We start from the raw sequence: 20,169 nt of genomic DNA, 5'->3' as shown, positions 1-20,169 counted from the left end.
GGTTGCACCCTACTTGGGGAAACCTCACTCGGATTCCGGCAGTGCGGAACCGATCCGGTCGCAGGCGTCGACCAGTGCCTGCTCCACGTCGTCCAGGGGGCGGTCCGCCGCGACGGCCTTGGCGATCGACCGGGCGGCGGTCTGCACGGTGAGGGCGCGGGCCGGCACGTCCAGTGCGGGCCAGGGGTCGCCGTCCGCGGGGACGGCGGGGCCGCCCGCCGTGCGGTAGGCGGTCAGGAAGCGGGTCCACTCCTCGGGCGAGAGCAGTCCACAGGCGTACCAGGCCGCGGGACGGGCGAGGTCCCAGGCCGGGACGCCGACGCCGAGATCGTCGACGTCGATGAGCAGCCACGGGCCGTCGGGCGCGGGATGGCGGACCAGTTGGCCGAGGTGGAGGTCGCCGTGGCAGAGCGTGGCGGTGTCCGGCATGGGGCTCTCGGCACGGGCCCAGGCGGGGAGGGTGGACCAGGCGTGCAGGACGGAAGCGGCGGCGGGGTGGTGTGCGGCTGTCGTACGGAGGCGGGTGACCGCGAGGGCGGCTTTGGCGGGGCCGCGCATGGGGGGCAGGGCGAGAGGCGCAGGTGTCGGGGATGGAGATGCCGGCAGGGCCGTGGTGGGAGTTCGGTGGAGCAGGGCGAGGAGGGTGGCGGCGTCCTCCCAAGGGGCCGCGTCTGGATTCTCCGGGTCCACGGGAGTGCCGTACGGCCAGAACGTCACGAGCCTGCCGTGCAGGTGGGCCGGGGTCGGGCTGAGTGGGGGAAGCAGGATGCCGGGGAGATGGGTGGCGGCGATGAGCCGGGGGGTCAGCTCGGTGCGGGTGGTGTCGGGGGCGTGGGCCTTGGCGACGGTGTCGGCGTGCCGGACGACTGTGGCGTCGGGGCGGTCGGCGAGGGTGGCGGTCGCTCCGCAGGGGCAGGCGGCTGCCGCCGAGTGGGCCTCGGCCCTCGCTCGGGTGGTGAGGTCGGAAAGCAGGGCGTGGGTCACTGGGCTCCTGGCGCGTGCGGGCGGTTCGTTCGCGAGGGTACGCAAGTTTTCAGCGGCTCCGGAGGTGTCGGCCGTGCCGCCGGCTGTCCAGTCACCCGGCGCCGGTGCGGGCGTCGGCTGGGGGCTCCGCCCCCAGACCCCCGGCCTATGCCCACCCACCACCCGACTCGGTCGATCGAGGAGTAACCGTCGCCCCGGGGGCTGCGCCCCCAGCGGGTGGGTCCGGGTCAGGGACGGCCGCTGCCCACGGCCCGACTCGGCCGCTCTGGAGACGGGCCTCACCCCCCCGGAGGCCGGGGGCCCCAGCGGGTGGGCGGGGGTTGGACGGCCGCTGCCCACCGCCCGACTCGGTGGGTCGGGAGGCGGGCCTCGTCCTGGGGGCTGGAACCCAGTGGCAGGTGGGTGGATTTGGGACGGCCGCTGCCCACCGCCCGACTCGGTGGTTGAGGGGACCGTCGGAGGCGTAGGGGCTCCGGCACCCGCGTACGGCGGGAAGGGGGCGTGTCGGGGGTGTTCGCCCGCAGGATTGGCGCGTCAACGCCGGTGCGTTGGTGAGGGACCGATTTCGCGCCGTTGCGAGGACGGACACCCCCGACGCGCCCCCGCCCCCCAACGGAACCGAAGGCGCAACGCGCACGCGCCACCGGTTCCGGGCAAAGCAATGCCGGCGCAGCTCCCCAGCTGCGCCGGCATTTTTGCCGTCCGCCGCACCCCCGTCCCCACGGGGTTTCATGGGTGGATGTCCCCGCCCGGACCGCTCTTCCGGGCCTGGGGTCGCCGCTCAGCGCCCCAGCATCACTCCCACGGACGACGCTTGTGTGGCCACTGTCTCCCAGCCGTCGAAGACGAGGAGGAGCAGTGCCGCCAGGGGAAGGGCCATGAGTGTCGCCACCAGCGGGTGGCGACGGCCCGTGCGGCGGGGGCGGAGCGCGATGCGCTCCTGGGTGCGGACCAGTGTCCGCGGTGCCGTGTAGGCCATGGTCCCTCTCCTGACCGTCTCTGTTGTGGTTGGCAGCGGCGGGTGTCTGACCTCGGGGGACGAGTGCTGCACCCGCCGCTTGACCTCAAAGTTAGGCGTCCTGCGCTCGGCGCACGTCATGCCCTCGTACCGATTGCCGGGCCTCCCGGAGGATGAGCCATGACCTGCGGAGTACTCCCGTGGGTGGAGAACGCGTCCTAGGTCTCGGGGTCTTCCCGGAGGGGGCGCCCACTGTGCCCCGATTTCTCCGAGTTGTCCTCTCGCGGGATCGGCTGCTCGACCAGCGCCAGCACCCGGTTCGCCATGAAGCGGGCCGTGCGGACGACGGAGCCGTTGCGGGTGACTTCGCTCACTTCCACCACACCTCGGCGTACCGCTGTCTCCACCCGGCGGCCCGCCCTGCTCGCCACCACCTCGTACGTACGCGTCGTGTCCCCGGCGTCCACGACTATCTCCACACGATCACCCTTCACGGGTTCAATCCCCCTTCTGCGACGGGTGGTTGGGATCACAGACCAGCCCAAGTCGCCCTGCCCGCGAGCTCCCTGACCACTTCTCAAGTCTCCCATCCAGCACTGACAATCCATCGCCCCGAGAGGGCGCGGCCTCTGCGCGCGGCGGCCCGTGGAAACGTAAGCTGTGGCACGTCACACGGACCGGGCAGCGGGGATGAACATGGCGATGATGCGCCTGAGGCGCGAGGACCCGCGCGTCGTCGGCTCGTTCAGGCTTCACAGACGGCTCGGCGCGGGCGGGATGGGCGTTGTCTATCTGGGCTCCGACCGCAAGGGCCAGCGAGTCGCGCTCAAGGTGATCCGGCCGGACCTGGCGGAGGACCAGGAGTTCCGCTCACGCTTCGCACGCGAGGTCTCGGCGGCACGGCGGATCCGCGGCGGGTGCACGGCACGGCTCGTCGCCGCCGACCTCGACGCCGACCGGCCGTGGTTCGCCACGCAGTACGTGCCCGGTCCCTCCCTGCACGACAAGGTCGCCGACGAGGGGCCCCTGGGCGCCGCCGACGTGGCCGCCGTCGGGGCCGCCCTGTCGGAGGGGCTCGTGGCGGTGCACGAGGCCGGTGTGGTGCACCGGGACCTCAAGCCGTCCAACATCCTGCTGTCCCCCAAGGGACCGCGGATCATCGACTTCGGCATCGCCTGGGCGACGGGTGCTTCGACGCTCACGCACGTCGGTACGGCCGTCGGCTCCCCCGGTTTCCTCGCCCCCGAGCAGGTGCGCGGCGCCGCGGTGACGCCGGCCACGGACGTGTTCTCACTCGGCGCCACCCTGGCGTACGCGTCGATGGGCGACTCGCCCTTCGGGCACGGCAGTTCCGAGGTGATGCTGTATCGCGTGGTGCACGAGGAGGCGCAGTTGCACGGCGTGCCGGACGCACTGGCCCCGCTGGTCCGGGCCTGTCTGGCGAAGGACCCCGGGGAGCGGCCCAGCACGCTCCAGCTGTCGCTGCGGCTGAAGGAGATCGCGGCCCGGGAGACGCAGGGCCTCGCGGACGTACGGCCGCCCGCGCCGCGCGGCGGTGAGGCGGACCGGCCCACCGGGCGGCTCGCCGACACTTATCCGGAGCGGGCGCCGCAGCGGCGGCCGCAGGGGCAGCAGGGCACCCCGGGTCCGCAGGGAACTCCCCCGCCGCGAGGTGGCGCGCGCGGCCCCGCTCCGGTGCGGGGCGGGACCCCTTCGCGGGGTGGCAGTACCTCGCGCAGCGGCGGTTCGTCGTCGCGGTCGGGGTCGGCGCGGAACACGACGCGGTCCGGCGGCGGGAGTCGTCCGGCGTCGCGCGGTGGTGCCGGGCGGCCGACGCCGAGGGGTACGGGTACCGGGCGGCGGCCCGCCAATCCGCGGCTTCTGCGCCAGCGGCTGTTCGTGTTCGTCGTGGTCACGCTGCTGGTGGCGCTCGGCATCGCCGCGGCGCAGGGCTGTCAGGGGCCCCCGCGAGGTCTCGGCGGCGAGGGTGACGTCGTAGGGAATCAGCGGGAGCAGTCGGTGCGGCATGGGCAGCCGGGCTACGAGCCGTTGGACGCGCCGCTGATGTCCGAGCGGTACGAGTCGACGCTCACGGCATCGGACTAGGCGCGTCCCGCGGATCGGCGGCGGCCGTCTAGGGCGCGGGTCGGCCCGTCGCCACGGCGTAGAAGGCGACCGCTGCGGCCGCGCCCACGTTGAGGGAGTCGACTCCGTGGGCCATGGGGATGCGGACCCATTCGTCGGCGGCCACCAGGGCCTGGGTGGAGAGGCCGTCGCCCTCGGCGCCGAGCATCAGGGCCACCCGGTCCATCTTGTGGGGGGCGGCTTCGTCGAGGGTCCTGGCCTTGGGGTCCGGGGTGAGGGCAAGGAGGGTGAAGCCCGCCTCACGGACCGACTCCAGGCCCTTGGGCCAGGTGTCGAGGCGGGCGTACGGCACGGAGAAGACCGCGCCCATGGAGACCTTGACGCTGCGGCGGTAGAGGGGGTCGGCGCAGTCCGGGGAGAGCAGGACCGCGTCCATGCCGAGGGCAGCGGCCGAACGGAAGATCGCGCCGATGTTGGTGTGGTCGTTGACCGACTCCATGACGACGACCCGGCGGGTGGAGTGGAGCAGGTCGGCCGCCGTGGGCAGCGGCTTGCGCTGCATGGAGGCGAGCGCGCCGCGGTGCACGTGGTAGCCGGTGACCTGCTCGGCGAGCTCCGGGCTGACCGCATAGACGGGGGCCGGGAGTTCGTCGATGACGTCGCGCATGACGTCGACCCACTTGGCGGACAGCAGCATCGAACGCATCTCGTAGCCGGTGTCCTTGGCCCGTCTGATCACCTTCTCGCCCTCGGCGATGAACAGGCCCTCGGCCGGCTCGCGCTTGCGGCGCAGCTCGACGTCGGTCAGGCCCGTGTAGTCGTGCAGGCGCGGGTCGTCGGGGTCCTCGACGGTGATGAGATCGGCCACAGGGTGATACTGCCTTGTCCTGGGTGCGGTGCCAACGGCTTGGGACGGGTGGGTTACCCGGGGTTACGCGGGGGTTCGCGGGCCTACGCCCACGACCTCGCCGACGACGATGACCGCCGGAGGCTTGACCTCCTGCGTGCGGACCGTCTCGGCGACCGTCGCGAGGGTCGCGTCGACGCGGCGTTGCGCGGCCGTCGTGCCCTCCTGGACGAGGGCGACCGGAGTGTCCGGGGACTTGCCGTGGGCGACCAGGGTCTCGGCGATCCTGCCGATCTTGTCGACACCCATGAGGATCACCAGCGTGCCGGTCAGCTTGGCCAGCGATGGCCAGTCGACCAGCGAGCGCTCGTCGTCGGGGGCCACATGGCCGCTGACCACCGTGAACTCGTGCGCGACCCCACGGTGGGTGACCGGGATGCCGGCCGCGCCCGGGACGGAGATCGAGCTGGAGATGCCCGGGACGACGGTGCAGGGGATGCCGGCCTCGGCGAGCGCCTGGAGCTCCTCCATGCCGCGACCGAAGACGTACGGGTCGCCGCCCTTCAGCCGTACGACCGACTTCCCCTGCTTGGCGTGTTCGATCAGGGCGTTGTTGATGGCCTCCTGGGCCATGAAACGGCCGTAGGGGATCTTTGCCGCGTCGATGACCTCGACGTGCGGCGGGAGTTCGGCGAGGAGGTCGCGAGGGCCGAGGCGGTCGGCGATGACGACGTCGGCCTCGGCGAGCAGGCGGCGGCCGCGGACCGTGATCAGGTCCGGGTCGCCGGGGCCGCCGCCGACCAGGGCGACGCCGGTCGTGCGCGTGCGGTGGTGGGGGGCGACGAGCGTGCCGTCGCGCAGGCCCTCGACGACCGCGTCGCGGATGGCGGCGGTGTGGCGGGGGTCGCGGCCGCGCGCACTGGTGGTGAGGACGGCCACCGTGACGCCCTCGCTGGTGCCGGTGGCCGGGGTCCAGGCGGTCGCCGCCTCGGCGTCGTCGGAGCGGACGCACCACACGCGGTGCGTCTCCGCCTCGGCGGAGGCTCGGGCGTTGGCCTCCGGGTCACTGGTGGCGATCAGGGCGTACCAGGCGGCGGCGAGGTCGCCGTCGGCGTACGGGCGTCGCTCCCAGGCGATCTCGCCCGCGTCCGCCATCGCCTCTACCGAGGGGGTCGCTTCGGGGGATACGAGGAGAATGTCCGCGCCTGCCGCGATCAGCGCCGGGAGGCGGCGCTGGGCGACCTGGCCGCCGCCCAGGACGACCACTCGGCGGCCGGTGAGGCGGAGGCCTACGGGGTAGGCGGGGTGTTCGGCCATGAGGGTGCGGCTCCTCGGTGCTGGCAGTGCGGTAGTCCTGACGTGCGGATTTTACGGGGCTGTGGGATCGGGCGGCTCAGGCGGTCCACTGATACGAGCGTTGCCGGGTGCGGGGCCGTGGGCGGTTGCGCCCACGGCCCCGCACCCGTTCCGCGGTGCGGAACGCCTGCCCACAACCGCGCGGCGCGTCAACAAGGGACCGGGACTTTCGCCACGGAACCCTTCCCACCTCCCGGCAACCGCTACTTCTCGGTTACCCCCGCCGAGTCGAACGTCGCCACCTCGTGCATCGCTCTCGCCGTGCTCTGCACGAGCGGGAGTGCCAGGAGTGCGCCCGTGCCCTCGCCCAGACGGAGGTCCAGGTCGACCAGGGGGCGCAGGCCGAGCTTGTTGAGGGCGGCCACGTGGCCGGGCTCGGCGCTGCGGTGGCCGGCGATGCAGGCCGCGAGGACCTCGGGGGCGATCGCCCGGGCGACCAGGGCGGCGGCGCCGGCGCTGACGCCGTCCAGGATCACCGGCGTACGCAGGGAGGCGCCGCCGAGGAGGAGACCGACGATGGCGGCGTGTTCGAAGCCGCCGATCGCGGCGAGGACGCCGATGGGGTCGGCCGGGTCCGGCTGGTGGAGTTCGATGGCGCGGCGGACGACCTCGGTCTTGCGGGCCAGGGTCTCGTCGTTGATGCCGGTGCCGCGGCCGGTCACCTCGGCCGGGTCCGTGTCCGTGTAGACCGAGATCAGGGCGGCGGACGCGGTGGTGTTGGCGATGCCCATCTCACCGGTGAGCAGGGCCTTGTTGCCCGCTGCCACCAAGTCGCGGGCCGTCTCGATGCCCACCTCGATGGCCTGCTTGGCCTCCTCGCGGGTCATCGCGGGGCCGGCGGTCATGTCGGAGGTGCCCGCGCGGACCTTGCGGGGCAGCAGACCGGGGGTCGCGGGGAGGTCGGCCGCCACGCCCACGTCGACGACGCAGACCTCGGCGCCGACCTGGGCCGCGAAGGCGTTGCAGACCGCGCCGCCGCCGAGGAAGTTGGCCACCATCTGGGCGGTGACCTCCTGCGGCCAGGGGGTGACGCCCTGGGCGTGCACACCATGGTCGCCGGCGAAGATCGCGACGGCCGCGGGCTCCGGGATCGGTGGCGGACACTGCCGGGACAGTCCGGACAGCTGCGCGGAGATGATCTCCAGCATGCCGAGCGAGCCGGGCGGCTTCGTCATGCGCTTCTGCCGCTCCCACGCCTCGCCGAGCGCCTTGGCGTCCAGCGGGCGGATCTGAGCGACGGTCTCACCGAGCAGGTCGTGCGGTTCCTCGCCGGGCAGCGCGCGACGCCCGTACGTCTCCTCGTGGACGACCCACGACAGCGGGCGGCGCTTGGACCAGCCGGCCTGCATCAGTTCGGGCTCGTCCGGGAACTCGTCGACGTAGCCCACGCAGAGATACGCGATGACCTCTAGGTGATCGGGCAGGCCCAGGGCGCGGACCATCTCACGCTCGTCGAAGAAGCTGACCCAGCCGACGCCGAGGCCCTCGGCGCGGGCGGCGAGCCACAGGTTCTCGACGGCGAGCGCGGCGGAGTACGGGGCCATCTGCGGCTGGGTGTGCCGGCCGAGGGTGTGGCGGCCGCCGCGGGTCGGGTCGGCGGTGACGACGATGTTCACCGGGGTGTCGAGGATCGCCTCGATCTTCAGTTCCTTGAACTGTTTCGCCCGGCCCTTGGGGAGGGACTTCGCGTAGGCGTCACGCTGGCGCATGGCCAGTTCATGCATGCTGCTCCGGGTCTCCGCCGAGCGGATGACGACGAAGTCCCAGGGCTGCGAGTGGCCCACGGAGGGGGCGGTGTGGGCCGCCTCCAGGACGCGGAGCAGCACCTCGTGCGGGATGGGGTCGCTGCGGAAGCCATTGCGGATGTCGCGGCGCTCACGCATGACCTTGAGGACGGCCTCGCGTTCGGCGTCCTCGTAGGCGGGCGCGGCCGGGCCGGTGGACTGTCGTACGTCTTCCACTTCCACTGGCGCCGTGCTCATTTCTTCCTGGTCCTGCCGGTTTTGCTGGTCCTGCCGGTCCTGCCGGTCTTCCTGGTCGGCGGCCCTGGTGTCCAGGTCCTCCGCGTGCTGTACGAGTTCCGGGGCGCCCTCACGGGGGGCGGGTACCGCCGTGACGGCTTCCGGGGCCTGCGGGACCTCCGGGGGGAGGGCCATGGCGTGCGGGGGTGTCGGCGCGAGGTGCGGAGTGGTCGGCACCGAGCCGTCGACCTGGACGAACCGACCCAGGGGCTGGTCGGCGCGGGGCGCCGGGACGGTGCTGTCGCGGGCCGCGAACTGAGGCTGGGCCTCGGGGACTTCGGCTGCCTGTGGCCGAGGGGCGGCGAGGGACGCGTCCGGGATGAGTTGAGGGCCCTGCGCGTCCGCGAGGAGTGCCTGGCTCGGCTCCGGCACGGACTGGTCGGCTGCCGCGTACTGGGGAGACGGCTCGGGGATCACGGCTGCGGGGACCTCTTCGCCGGGGTCCGCGGAGCCGTCGGCGAGCTGCGGGGCCTGCGTGGCGTCCGCAGCGGGTACGGCTTCGGCGGCGGTCTGCGCGTGCTCGGCGACCGTGGTCTCGGAGGACTGCGGCTGTACGGCGCCCTGGGCGGCGGCTTCCGGAAGCTGTGCCGCGTTCACGGAGGAATCGGGGGCCGGAATCTGCGCGGCGTCCAGGGGGACGTCGACCCCGGCGGTCGCGGGCTGCCCGGTGGCCGCCTCGAAGCCCGGCGCGAAGTCAGGGGCGTCGGTCTCGGACAGCTGTGCGGTCACGGACGCGGGGTCGGCCTCGGGGAGGGGCTCTGCCTCCGGCCCCTCTACGGAGTCCGGAGCGGGAGCGGCTTCCAGGACCGGCTCGGCGTCCGCGGCGGGGTTGGCCGCCGGTACCTGCCCGGCGTCGGTGACCTGTTCCTGGCCCAACTCGGTGCCCGGCTCATGGTCGGCATCGGCAGCAGCGTCATCAGCGGCGAGCGTTGCCGCCTGTTCGGCCTCCACCGTGGCAGCGGCCTCGTCCTGTACGGCGCCCAGCACCTGGCCCTCGTCCGAAGCGGGCGCGGTCACCGGGACCTGCACCGCGTCCGGGGCCTGGACGGCCTCCGGCATCTGCGCGGTGGCCGGGGACGGTTCGGCCTCCGGCATCTGCCCGGCAGCCGAGAACGCCAGGACCTCCGGCATCTGCCCCGCATCGGGAGCATGCGTCTCTCCGGCGACCTGCGGGAGGTCACCGTCCAACGCGGCCTCGCCACCGGGCGCGACAGCGCCACCGTGCGGAGCCTCCGCGGCGTACTGGCCCTCTTGGACCTCCGCAGTCGGCGCGCCAAGCCCACCGGCATCCTGGACCGAGGGTGCGAATCCCCCGTCCTGGCCGTCTGGAGCCTGTGCCATCGCGTCTCCCTGAGCCTCCGAAGACTGGGCGTACCCACCGCTCCGATCCTCCGGGGGCTGCACGAACCCACCGCCCTGACCCTCCGGCCCCTGCGCGACCGCGCCGCCCTGAGTCTCCTCGGCCTGAGCGACCCCGCCACCCTGCGTCTCCGCAGCCGCCGCGTCGATCCCATCGCCCGGCGCCTCGACAGCCGCCGCGTCGACCCCGTAGCCCGGCGCCTCCGCCTCCGCACCGGCCTCCGCGAGCTGCGGTGCCTGCGCGACATCCGCCGCCTGCGGAGCCGTCGTCGTGCCGGCCTCCGTGGCGAGGCGGGTCACCGCGGCCTGGGCCGCGCCCGCAGGCTCGGCTTCCTGGACCGGCGTCGGGACAACCGTTTCGGCAGCCGGGGCCTCGGGGCTCACCGGTGTCCGGACCGCGCCGTGGGCGGAGGCCGCGCTCCAGGGCGTCGCGCCCTGGGAGGTCATCTCACGGGGCTGCTGGGGGACGTCGAGGTACTCGGGGCCGGTCGTGAGCGGGCCGGACTGCCGTACCGGCGCTCCGACGGCGCCGCGGTCGGCGAGGGAGCGGACCGGGCTCGCGGAGGTGTCCGGGATGGGCGGGCCGAGGTGAAGGGGGCGGCGGGGCTGAGCCGACATCGACTGCGGGACGGGGTTGGGGAGGCGAAAGCCGTTGAGGTCGACCGAGCCGCTGTCGCGGCCGGACATCTCGTGCGGGCCGGGCTCGTGCACGGTCTCGACGACCGGCTCGGGCGCGGGTGGGGCGACCTCGTTGCCCCACGCGCCCCGGGCGCCCGGCAGCAGCAACAGGTCTTCGTCCTCGGCGGTGGTCTCGGAGAGGTAGGTGTACGCACCGTGCGCCGGGGCGCTCGGCTGCTCCACCATGCCTGCGCTCTCCGGCAGCCCCTCGCCCGGGACCTGGCCGGTGTCGGTCATGCGTAACCCCTCGCCCATCGGTTAGTGCTTCTTCGGCCGGCTCACCCGGAACGGCGCACCGACCGCCCCGCAGTGAAGAACGAGCGTGCGTGCCCAGCGGCACGAACGACCCGTCGCCGAAAGACGACAAAGCCATTAACTGGCATTGTCGCGGCCGTTGCTCCGTCGCGACAGCTTGATCCGCGACGGCCCGCTGTGGACTGCGCCACGTTGCGCGTCCTCCGGTTCTGCCGTACCACACCCACCCCAAAAGGGGCGTGTTTTCCGGACATTGACGAACGAAGCGCCGGGCATCCGAGTGCGGTACAACGATCGGCCAGCCTACCGCGCGCAGTACGACAACAGGATCACGGGGACAGGATCCGGGACGGAACGGGAATCAGGCCGTACGGTCCGGCAGCAGGCCGCTGAGCAGGAACGCGACGCTCCGCTCGGTCTCCGTCCAGGCCCGGGTGTCGAGTTCGACGGACTGAACGAGGGCGCACTCGACTCGGTAGCCGTGCTCGGTCAGGTCGCGGCCGACGAGTTCGGCCGCGTCACGGGTCGCCGCGTGCGTCACGATGCGCTGGGGGCGGCGGTCGGCCACGGCCGAGACCACGGCCGCTCCCCCGCCGCCGACGCGGACGACGTCCGGTTCGGGCAGGTTCTCCAGGACGTGCGGGGCGGTGCCGCGCACGATCTGCAGCTGCACCCCGAAGCCGCGTGCGGCGGCCTCGGTGCGGGCGCACGCCTCCAGGTCCCGGTCGACGGCGATGACGGCGGCTCCGGCCCGTGCCGCCTCGGTGGCGAAGGCGCCGCTGCCGCAGCCGATGTCCCACACGAGGTCGCCGACGCGCGGTCCGAGCCGGGCGAGTTGGGCGGCGCGGAGCAGTTCCCCCTCGCCTTCGCCCAGGTCACCGCCGTACGCCTCGGCGGGCAGCGCCCAGCCGCGCGGTGCGATGTCCGGGGCGCGTCCGGCGATCCAGCCGCCGTCCTCCGCCGCGACGCCGGGGCCGACGGTTCCACCGATGACGATGACCAGGTTCGGGTCGCGCCAGGTGTGGTCGGCGGCCTTGTCGGAGGTGACGACGGTGACCTGCTCGCGATCGGTGCCGAGTTCCTCGCAGATCACGAAGGTGCGGTGGACGCCATCGAGGAGGAGTCCGAGTTCGGCGGGGCCGGCGCCCGGCGAGGTGAGGACGGCGACCTTGGTGTGGGCGCGGCACACGTTCACCGCGCGGCGCAGGGTGCGGCGGTGGGCGACGACCACCTGTGCGTCGTCCCAGGGCATGCCGGCGCGGGCGAAGGCGGTGGCGACGGAGGAGACGCCGGGGACGACCTCCACCTCCAGGCCGAACTCGGGGGCGCGCAGGGTCCGTACGACTCCGAAGAAGCCGGGGTCGCCGTCGGCGAGCACGACCGCGGAGCCGCGGTGACCGGCGATACGGCGGGCGGCGAGGGCGACGCTGCCGAGGCGGATGCGCTCGGCGCCGGGCGGCACCTCGGGGAGCGCCAGGTGGTGGGCGGCCCCTGCCACGAGCGTGGCGGCGCCGAGGGCGGCGCGTGCCGCGGCGGTCAGCGGCGAGCCGTCCCAGCCGATCACCGTGACCCGGTCGGCCATCGTCTCTCAGTCTCCAGGGGGGGTTGCGCAGGTTGTCAGGGGCCCGGATGCCGGGCTCCGTGAGAGTACCTGGTGGAGGCGACCGAGCCGGTGGCCCCCTGCTTCAGTTCCAGTCCGAGAACGACGTGAAACCATCGGAGTCGGCCAGCTCTTCGCCCGCCCCATCGAGGTCCTCCGGGAGGAGGCTCCACACGATGAAGTCGGTGCGGACATCGGCCCAGGTGCCGTCCTCGGTGCGGACGTGCGCTATGCAGGCGTTGCGCAGGACGCCCTCGCTGATGCAGCCGATCTTCTGGGCGACCTGCTGGGAGGCGGTGTTGTCGGCGGCCGTGCGCAGCTCGATGCGCTCGAGTTTCTGGTCGCGCAGGAGCCACTGGGCGGTGGCGAGGGCAGCCTCCGAGGCGTAGCCCTCGCCGCGGGCCCAGGGAGCGATGACGTACGACAGCTCGGTGGACCTGATGTGCCAGTTCGTCTTGGCGAGCTGGACGATGCCGACCAGTCGCTGGGTGAGGAACTCGGTGACGGCGAGGTCGAGTCCGCGGCCCGACTCGCGTTCGGCGGGCGCGTACTCGGTGATCCAGGTGCGGGCCCGCTCCTCGGTGTAGGGCTGGGGTACGTCGGTCCAGGCGGCGACCTGCTCGTCGTTCATCATCTCGGCCAGGGCAGGCACGTCGTCCTCGTCGAGGGGACGCAGCACCAACCGCTCCGTGCTGATGGAGATGTTGGGGAAGGTGCCACTCATGCGCCGCTCCGTAACCGTCGGGAAACCTTCAGCCTGCTGAGCTGCCCAGCATGCAGCATGTGAGCACCGAACCGCACGACGGGGTCCACTCCTTGTGAAGGAGCGGACCCCGTCCGTGGCGATACGCCGTATACGCCCCGTCAGGACGTCAACCGCTCAGAACGACGGGAGCACGGACCCGGCGTACTCGTCCTCGATGAACTTCTTGACCTCGGTGGAGGTGAGGAGCGACGCGAGCTTCTTGACACGCGGGTCGTCCTCGTTGCCCTTCTTCACGGCAAGGAAGTTGCCGTACGGGTTGTTCTTCGCGGACTCCAGGACGAGGGCGTGCTTCGCGGGCTTGAGGTCGGCCTCGATGGCGTAGTTGCCGTTGATGACGGCCGCGTCCACGTCGTCCAGGGAGCGCGGGGTCTGGGCCGCCTCCAGCTCCTTGAACGTGAGGTTCTTCGGGTTCTTGACGATGTCCGAGGGGGTCGCCTCATTGCCCGCGCCGGCCTTCAGCGTGATGATGCCGTTGGCGTCGAGCAGCTTGAGCGCCCGGGCCTCGTTGACCGTGTCGTTCGGGACGGCGACGGTGGCACCGCTCTTCAGGGCGTCGACGCTCTTGACCTTGTGGGAGTAGAGGCCGAGCGGCTCCAGGTGGACCGTGACGACGGGCACGATGTCGGTGCCGTTCTTCTTGTTGTAGTCGTCGAGGTACGGCTTGTTCTGGAAGTAGTTGGCGTCCACCGAGCCGTCTTCGGTCGCGGGGTTCTGCGTCGTGTAGTCGGTGAACTCCTTGACCTCGAGGTCGAGGCCCGCCTTCTTCGCCAGGTGGTCCTTGACGAAGGTGAGGATCTCGCCGTGCGGGGTCGGGCTCGCGGCGACGACCAGCGGTCCGCTGGTGTCGGAGGCGGAGTCCTTGTCCGAACCGCATGCGGTGAGCCCGAGGGTGAGGGTTCCGGCGGCGAGGACGGCGGTGGTGATTTTGGTGGTGTTACGCACGAAAAGTGCCTTTCCTTATGGGTGGAGCGACCCCGCGATGGGTGTGCGGGGAAATCTGCGGGTGGGGGCGGTCAGGGCTCGCGAGGTTCAGGCGACCTTGCTGATGTCGGCCGTCGCCGGTTCCTTCGCCTTCAACAGGCGCAGCCGCGGCGCGGGACCGGACGAGCCGCCGCGTCGGTGCAGGGAGCGGGCCGCGTAGTCGCCGGCGAACTGGATGACCGAGATCACCACGGCGAGGATCGCCACGGTGATCCACATCAGTTCGGTCTCGAAGCGCTGGTAGCCGTAGCGGATGGCGATGTCACCGAGGCCGCCGGCGCCGACCGTGCCGGCCATCGCGGAGTAGCCGATGAGGGCGACGACCGTGGTCGTGGTGCTGGAGATCAGGGACGGCAGGGACTCGGGTACGAGGACCTTCCGTACGACCGTCCAGGTGTTGCCGCCCATCGACTGCACGGCCTCGACGAGTCCGCCGTCCACTTCCCGGACGGCCGTCTCGACCAGGCGCGCGAAGAACGGGATGGCGCCGATGGCGAGCGGCACGATGGCGGCCTCACGGCCGATCGTCGTCCCGGTGATCGAGCGGGTGAAGTTCATCAGCGCGACCATGAGGATGATGAACGGCATCGAGCGGGCGATGTTCACGACCTGCCCGATGACCTTGTTCGCGACGACGTTCTGGAGGAGTCCGCCCCGGTCGGTGAGGACGAGCAGCACGCCGAGCGGGAGGCCTCCGGCGACGGCGATCAGCGTGGACCAGCCGACCATGTAGAGGGTGTCCCAACACGCCTGCTCCAGCAGGGGCTGCCTCGCCGAAAATTCAGACCAGGTCACTTGGCACCTTCCTTCACCAGCAGGGGCTCCTGGCCCTCTTCACCGACCACGTCGATCTGCAGACCCCGTTCGCGCAGGAACCCGATCGGCACGACGTTGTCCTCGTAGCGGCCGGGCAGTTCGATGCGCATCCGGCCGAGCTGGAGTCCGCCGACGGTGTCGATGGCGGCGCCAAGGATCGATATGTCGATGTTGTAGGTGCGCGATAGCTGGGAGATGACCGGCTGGGTGGCGGCCTCGCCCTGGAAGGTGACGTCGACGACGGTGCGGTCGTCGCCGGACGCCTCGCCGGCCACCGGGAACAGTGCGGAGGCCAGCTCGGAGCCCGGGGTCGCGAGCAGTTCGCTGACGGTGCCGGACTCGACGATGCGGCCCTTGTCCATCAGGGCGGCCGAGTCGCAGATCGACTTCACGACGTCCATCTCGTGGGTGATGAGCAGGACGGTCAGCCCCAGCTGCCGGTTGAGGTCACGCAGCAGCTGGAGGATGGAGCGGGTGGTCTCCGGGTCGAGGGCGCTGGTCGCCTCGTCGGACAGCAGGACCTTGGGGTCGCCGGCCAGGGCGCGGGCGATGCCGACGCGCTGCTTCTGGCCGCCGGAGAGCTGGGCCGGGTATGCCTTCGCCTTGTCGGCGAGGCCGACGAGGTCGAGCAGCTCCAGGGCCTTGCGGGAGCGCTCCTTGCCCGACGTGCCGAGGATTTCGAGCGGCAGCTCGACGTTGTCCTGCACGGTCCGTGTCGACAGCAGGTTGAAGTGCTGGAAGACCATGCCGATACGGCTGCGCGCCCGGCGCAGCTCCCGGCCGGCCCGGGGTCCGCGGCCGGCGAGGGCGGTGAGGTCCTGCCCGGCGACGGTGACCGTCCCGGCGGTGGGGCGCTCCAGCAGGTTGACGCAGCGGATGAGCGAGGACTTTCCGGCGCCGGACTGGCCGATGACGCCGTACACCTCGCCTTCGCGGACGTGGAGATCGACGCCGTCCAGGGCGGTGATCTCGCGGCCGCGGGATCGGTAGACCTTGGTGAGGCCCGATGTGGTGATCACGTGGGTTTCCGTCACTGTCGTGCGCAGGGCGTGGGTGTGCCCTGGCGCGGGGTGCATTCGGTTGGGAACGCGGCACGGTTCTCGTGCGGTGGCATGGGGAACCAGGGAGAACATGTGCGCGGGGGGCTGTTGTCACGTACGGCCTACGGCGTACGGACATGCCACAGCGGCTCGCTTCGGGGCGCGAGACTCAGGGTGGTGCAGGGGCCCTCTAGAAGGCGCACATTCGACACATACAACGAGCACCGGGCGTCAGGGTCGCCTCGGTCGCAAGGGTGCGGCAGCTCGTCGTGGTCATGTGATCAGTAAACCAGACCCACGGTCCTGACAAAGCACCGCTGTCCGGATGCTGGACAGCGGCGGACGCCCGTCAGCCGCGTGCCGAGATCTCGACTCCCCGGTCGGTGACCAGCGCGGACAAGGCCGACAGGTCCGTCACCACGAGGTCGGCGACCAGCTCGTGGACCTGGTGGGTTGTGGTCAATGCCACGGTGGTCATTCCGGCGGCGCGGCCGGCCTGGAGACCTGCCGGGGCGTCCTCGAAGACGACGCAGTGGGCCGGGTCGACGCCCAGTTCGCGGGCGGCGAGCAGATAGGGCTCGGGGTCGGGCTTGCCGCGTGTGATGTCATCCGCGGCGATCAGCGTCTTGGGCAGGATGCCGACGGCGTCGAGGCGGGCCTCGGCCAGGCGCCGGGTGGCGGAGGTGACGACGGCCCAGCGGTCGGCCGGCAGCGCGTCTAGGAAGGCCCGGGTGCCGGGCAGCAGCTTGACGCCACCGTTGGGCACGTCCTCCACCTCCAGCTTCTCGATCCGCGCGACGGCCTCGGGGACCAGGTGCGCGGGCAGCAGGTCGGCGGCTATCTCGGCGGCCGGCCGGCCGTGCAGTTCGACCCGCGCGAACTCCTCGACGGTGATCCCGTACTCCACGGCCCACTGCGTCCAGCAGCGGTCCACCGAGGCGAGGGAGGATACGAGGGTGCCGTCGTTGTCGAACAGGAGGGCTTGTGCGTGGATCTTCATGCCTTCGACCCTACGGTGCACTCCGGGGTCGGCCGCATCGGGCCTTTTGGCCCGTAATAGGGTCGCGGCATGCTTGATGCCCTGACGCTCGTGACCGGCGTCGCCGCACTTCTGCTCGCCGCGTGGTGCGGCTGGGCCGCGTACCGCGATCAGCCGACCAAGGACTGGCACTTCATGGGGATGGCCGTGGTGTCCGTGCTGGCCCTGATCCAGCTGGTGGTCGGGATCGTGCAGTTGACGCGGGGCGAGAAGCCGGACCAGGGAACGACGATCTTCGTGGCGTATCTGCTGGGTGCGTTCGCGTGCATCCCGGCGGCGGGATTCATGTCGCTGGCCGAGCGGACGCGGTGGGGCTCGGTGACGGTCGCCGCCGGCGGTGTGGTGCTGGCGGTGCTCGAAGTGCGTCTCTATGACATCTGGGGAGGCTGAGGTGGCCGTGACGGAGGAGAAGCCCACGCGACAGCGGTTGATCAGCGGGCCGGGCATGCTGCTGGTCTGGCTGTACGGCGTGATGGTCGTCGGGGCGGTGTCGCGCTCGGTCGTGCAGATCTCCACCGATTTCGACCGGGCGCCGCTCGCGTATTCGCTGTCCGCCGTGGCGGGGCTCGTCTACGGGTTCATCACGTACTCGCTGGTGCGGGGCGGGGAGACGGCCCGTAAGGCGGCGTTGGTGTGTTGTGGCGCCGAGCTGGTGGGTGTGTTGGGCGTCGGCACGTGGACGCTGGTCGAGCCGTCCGCGTTTCCCGACGCGACGGTGTGGTCGGACTTCGGGATGGGGTACTTGTTCATCCCGGTGCTGTTGCCGTTGTCCGCGATGTACTGGTTGCGCAAGGCTGCGCGACACAGGGATGCCGCCTGAGGTATTCAGGCGGCCGCAGGCCCCTTGTGGCTTGTCGCGCAGTTCCCCGCATCCCTTAAAAGCCCTGATCACGCCGTGGCTGCATAAGTTCCCGCCAGCTTCTCCAAGACGATCATCTCTACCCCGTCCGCGCCCCTCGACGTGCCCACCGTCTCGTATCCCACCCGACGGTACAGGCGCAGGTTGCCCTCGCTGCGGTGGCCCGTGTGGAGGCGGAACTTCTTGGCGCCGCGTTCCTCGGCCAGCGCCGACTCGGCCGCGCGCAACAGCCTCGCGCCGATTCCGTGGCCCTGGAGGCGGGGGTGGACGCAGAGCTTGCCGATGGCGGCAGAGCCGTCCTCGGTCACCGCGCCGCGCACCGAGCCGACGACCTCCTCGCCCAGCCGGGCCACGAAGACACAGTCGGAGACGACCTCCTCGCGAACGGAGTCCAGGCTCTGGACGAGCGGGTCGATGCGGTAGTTGCCGTACAGAGCGGCCTCCCTCTGGAAGCACAGGTACTGCAGCCTGAAGATCTGCTCCGCGTCCTGCTCGGTCGCCGCAGAGATGGTCACGCTCATGCCCATGTGCGCACGCCTCCCGCTCACCTGATCGCCTGTTGTCCCTCACTCCTATCCCCGCGCTCCGCGGGCCGCAACCTCCGGCGTGAGCAATCGGCGCAGACATCCCAGACATCTGGAACGTTCCGGTCCAAGACTGCCCTGTGACATACCCAACTCCCCCGCGATTTCCCGGTATGTGAGGTCCCTGGGCGACAGCAGGGCCTCCATCAGGCGGGGGCAGCGGCCGGGCAGGCGGCGTACGGCGTCGCGCAGGGCGCGGCGGCGGGCCGAGGCGAGGGCGAGGTGTTCGGGGGTGTGGTCGGCGTCGTCGGCCGGTTCGACGCCGTACGGCCGTTCGAGTCGGGTCGTACGGCGGGTACGGCGGGACTCGGCACGGACGGCCCGGCGGAGCCAGCCATGCGGGTCGAGGGGCGGGCCCTGGGTCTCCAGGAGCTCCAGGAGGCGGAGCCAGACCGCCTGCTCCAGGTCGCCCGGCTCCGTACCGGTGGCATGTGCCTCGGCGGAGGCTTCGGCGGTGAGCAGGGGGCCCAGGGTGGTGACGAGGTCGTGCGTCATATGCAGAGCAACGCGGCCGCCCGGGCCGTGGGTTGCCCGGGCGGCCGACTGTCACCCCAACCGGGGCCGCCGGCTCAGCCGTTGACGAAGTCCTCTCGTGCCAGCAGGCCGGTGTCCGGGTTGTCGGTGAAGACGCCGTCGATGCCGGTCGCGAAGTAGACCTGGAAGGCGCCGAAGGCATCGCCGTAGGCGTCCGCGTCCGTGCCCTTGCGGAAGTCGGCGGGCAGGAAGGGGTTCTCGTTGCGCATGGTGTACGGGTGCAGGATCAGGCCCGCCGCGTGGGTGTCCTTGACCAGAGTGGTCGGCGTGGTGAGCTTGCCTGCCGCGTCGCGCGGGGTGACCAGGTCGAGGGTCGGGCCGATGCCCTGGGCGTAGGAGGCGATCTCCCTGAGGCCCTTCGGGGTGATGAGGTCGGCGACCGTGCGGGGGTCGCCGGTCTCGACGAAGTCCCAGGGGCGGCTGCCCGCGGAGGACAGGAGCACCACAAGGGGGGTGCCGACGAGCTTGTTCAGCCGCTGGATGCTCGTCGGTTCGAAGGACTGCAGGATGACCGGAGAGTTCTTCTTGTCCTTGCCGTACTTGCGCAGCAGCCTGGCGACCCGCTCCTCGAGGCCGAGGCCCAGCTTGCGGAAGTAGGTGGGGTGCTTGGTCTCGGGGTAGATCCAGACCTGCTTGCCGCGCTTGCGGGTCTGCTCGTCCTGCCACTTCAGGACCTCTTCGAAGGTGGGGATCTCCCAGCGGCCGTTGTACAGGGTGTTGTGCGGGCGGTTGGCCGGGATGCGTTCGATCGCGCGGAGCGTCTTGAGCTCGGCGAGTGTGAAGTCCTCGGTGAACCAGCCCGTGGTGGAGACGCCGTCGAGGACCTTCGTGGTCCTGCGGTCGGCGAACTCGGGATGGTTCGCGACGTCGGTCGTGCCGCCGATCTCGGGCTCGTGGCGGCAGACGATGTGGCCGTCCCTGGTGGGCACCAGGTCGCCCGCCTCGACGATGTCCGCGCCCATGTCGAGGGCGAGCTGGTAGGAGCCGAAGGTGTGCTCCGGGCGGTAGCCGCTGGCACCGCGGTGACCGATGATCGTGGGCACGGGCAGGCTGTTCACCCCACTGCTCCCGTGCCCCGCGCCGGCAGCTCTCGCGGTGCCGGACAGTCCCAGGACCGCTCCGCCGGCCCCGAGCACCGCCGCGCCGAGAAGCGCCCGACGCCCGGTCCCGCCCGTCTGCTCGTTCGCCCCCTGCGACCCTTGTGACCCCTGCGTTCCCATGAGCGCCCTCCTGCCATCGGCCCGACCGTGCGCGCCGATCGTAGGGGCGGGTCCATGGCGGACGGGAGACCGGCGGCGGAACACGCGGGTGACGCATGATGTCGTAAGGGAACAGATGTCTGATGCTCTGTCGGCTTCCTGGCCGCGGCGCGGGGTAGGCGACTTGTGTCACATCGTTCCGTTCGGG

18 protein-coding genes are annotated in these 20,169 nt (G+C 71.7%); 3 read left to right on the top strand and 15 right to left on the bottom strand.

Annotated features, from left to right (window positions below; translation table 11 throughout):
• Positions 1–24: 24 nt before the first annotated feature.
• The 3 genes from ACFYO2_RS22155 to ACFYO2_RS22145 form a co-directional block, all read right to left on the bottom strand.
• A complete protein-coding gene (locus ACFYO2_RS22155; protein ID WP_388351595.1) occupies positions 25–984 on the bottom strand; it encodes a phosphotransferase in 960 nt (319 codons plus the stop codon).
• A 781-nt stretch (positions 985–1,765) separates the two neighbouring features.
• Positions 1,766–1,963 carry a hypothetical protein gene (locus tag ACFYO2_RS22150; RefSeq protein WP_053748661.1) on the bottom strand — a complete coding sequence of 66 codons (198 nt, stop codon included), beginning with the start codon at positions 1,961–1,963 and terminating at the stop codon, positions 1,766–1,768.
• 197 nt (positions 1,964–2,160) lie between these two features.
• Positions 2,161–2,436: a hypothetical protein gene (locus tag ACFYO2_RS22145; RefSeq protein WP_388351592.1), complete on the bottom strand. Its 276-nt coding sequence runs from the start codon at positions 2,434–2,436 to the stop codon at positions 2,161–2,163.
• A gap of 196 nt (positions 2,437–2,632) precedes the next feature.
• Between ACFYO2_RS22145 and ACFYO2_RS22140 the strand changes: the two genes are divergently transcribed.
• Positions 2,633–4,048, top strand: a complete 1,416-nt coding sequence (locus ACFYO2_RS22140) for a serine/threonine-protein kinase (RefSeq protein ID WP_388352005.1) — start codon at positions 2,633–2,635, stop codon at positions 4,046–4,048.
• Between the two features lie 28 nt (positions 4,049–4,076).
• Here ACFYO2_RS22140 and ACFYO2_RS22135 read toward each other — a convergent pair whose 3' ends face one another.
• The 9 genes from ACFYO2_RS22135 to ACFYO2_RS22095 all read right to left on the bottom strand — a co-directional run bounded on the left by ACFYO2_RS22135 (position 4,077) and on the right by ACFYO2_RS22095 (position 16,746).
• Positions 4,077–4,895, bottom strand: a complete 819-nt coding sequence (locus tag ACFYO2_RS22135; protein ID WP_388351589.1) for a TrmH family RNA methyltransferase — start codon at positions 4,893–4,895, stop codon at positions 4,077–4,079.
• Positions 4,896–4,958: 63 nt separating this feature from the next.
• Entirely contained in the window at positions 4,959–6,191 is a 1,233-nt protein-coding gene (cobA, locus tag ACFYO2_RS22130) for a uroporphyrinogen-III C-methyltransferase (protein WP_388351586.1), read from the bottom strand.
• Between the two features lie 242 nt (positions 6,192–6,433).
• Positions 6,434–10,525 carry a nicotinate-nucleotide--dimethylbenzimidazole phosphoribosyltransferase gene (gene cobT / locus ACFYO2_RS22125; protein WP_388351584.1) on the bottom strand — a complete coding sequence of 1,364 codons (4,092 nt, stop codon included), beginning with the start codon at positions 10,523–10,525 and terminating at the stop codon, positions 6,434–6,436.
• 379 nt (positions 10,526–10,904) lie between these two features.
• Positions 10,905–12,125: a precorrin-6y C5,15-methyltransferase (decarboxylating) subunit CbiE gene (gene cbiE, locus ACFYO2_RS22120; protein ID WP_388351581.1), complete on the bottom strand. Its 1,221-nt coding sequence runs from the start codon at positions 12,123–12,125 to the stop codon at positions 10,905–10,907.
• Between the two features lie 103 nt (positions 12,126–12,228).
• On the bottom strand, positions 12,229–12,867 hold the full coding sequence (locus ACFYO2_RS22115) for a GNAT family N-acetyltransferase (protein WP_388351578.1): 639 nt from the start codon (positions 12,865–12,867) through the stop codon (positions 12,229–12,231).
• A gap of 156 nt (positions 12,868–13,023) precedes the next feature.
• Positions 13,024–13,851 (bottom strand): MetQ/NlpA family ABC transporter substrate-binding protein, encoded by an 828-nt coding sequence (locus tag ACFYO2_RS22110; protein WP_388351575.1) that lies wholly within the window; start codon positions 13,849–13,851, stop codon positions 13,024–13,026.
• A gap of 87 nt (positions 13,852–13,938) precedes the next feature.
• Entirely contained in the window at positions 13,939–14,685 is a 747-nt protein-coding gene (locus tag ACFYO2_RS22105) for a methionine ABC transporter permease (protein ID WP_388351572.1), read from the bottom strand.
• On the bottom strand, positions 14,682–15,782 hold the full coding sequence (locus ACFYO2_RS22100) for a methionine ABC transporter ATP-binding protein (RefSeq protein ID WP_388351569.1): 1,101 nt from the start codon (positions 15,780–15,782) through the stop codon (positions 14,682–14,684). Before ACFYO2_RS22100 ends, ACFYO2_RS22105 begins: the two co-directional genes overlap by 4 nt.
• Positions 15,783–16,095: 313 nt before the next feature.
• A complete protein-coding gene (locus ACFYO2_RS22095) occupies positions 16,096–16,746 on the bottom strand; it encodes an HAD family hydrolase (protein WP_388351566.1) in 651 nt (216 codons plus the stop codon).
• A gap of 69 nt (positions 16,747–16,815) precedes the next feature.
• Here ACFYO2_RS22095 and ACFYO2_RS22090 point away from each other — a divergent pair, with 69 nt between their 5' ends.
• Both ACFYO2_RS22090 and ACFYO2_RS22085 read left to right on the top strand, forming a co-directional pair.
• Positions 16,816–17,175 carry a hypothetical protein gene (locus tag ACFYO2_RS22090; protein ID WP_388351563.1) on the top strand — a complete coding sequence of 120 codons (360 nt, stop codon included), beginning with the start codon at positions 16,816–16,818 and terminating at the stop codon, positions 17,173–17,175.
• Positions 17,156–17,605 carry a hypothetical protein gene (locus tag ACFYO2_RS22085; RefSeq protein ID WP_388351560.1) on the top strand — a complete coding sequence of 150 codons (450 nt, stop codon included), beginning with the start codon at positions 17,156–17,158 and terminating at the stop codon, positions 17,603–17,605. The genes ACFYO2_RS22090 and ACFYO2_RS22085 overlap by 20 nt, the downstream gene beginning before the upstream one ends.
• 68 nt (positions 17,606–17,673) lie before the next feature.
• Here the strand turns inward: ACFYO2_RS22085 and ACFYO2_RS22080 are convergent, their stop codons facing one another.
• The 3 genes from ACFYO2_RS22080 to ACFYO2_RS22070 form a co-directional block, all read right to left on the bottom strand.
• Positions 17,674–18,171 (bottom strand): GNAT family N-acetyltransferase, encoded by a 498-nt coding sequence (locus ACFYO2_RS22080; protein ID WP_388351557.1) that lies wholly within the window; start codon positions 18,169–18,171, stop codon positions 17,674–17,676.
• Positions 18,172–18,216: 45 nt separating this feature from the next.
• Positions 18,217–18,723 carry a sigma-70 family RNA polymerase sigma factor gene (locus ACFYO2_RS22075; RefSeq protein ID WP_388351554.1) on the bottom strand — a complete coding sequence of 169 codons (507 nt, stop codon included), beginning with the start codon at positions 18,721–18,723 and terminating at the stop codon, positions 18,217–18,219.
• A 74-nt stretch (positions 18,724–18,797) separates the two neighbouring features.
• Entirely contained in the window at positions 18,798–19,982 is a 1,185-nt protein-coding gene (locus tag ACFYO2_RS22070; RefSeq protein WP_388351551.1) for a glycerophosphodiester phosphodiesterase, read from the bottom strand.
• Positions 19,983–20,169: the final 187 nt, after the last annotated feature.

The sequence above is a fragment of the Streptomyces sp. NPDC006602 genome (assembly GCF_042870385.1).
In the GTDB taxonomy this organism is placed as follows: domain Bacteria; phylum Actinomycetota; class Actinomycetes; order Streptomycetales; family Streptomycetaceae; genus Streptomyces.
This window is presented reverse-complemented; position numbering and strand designations above follow the sequence as displayed.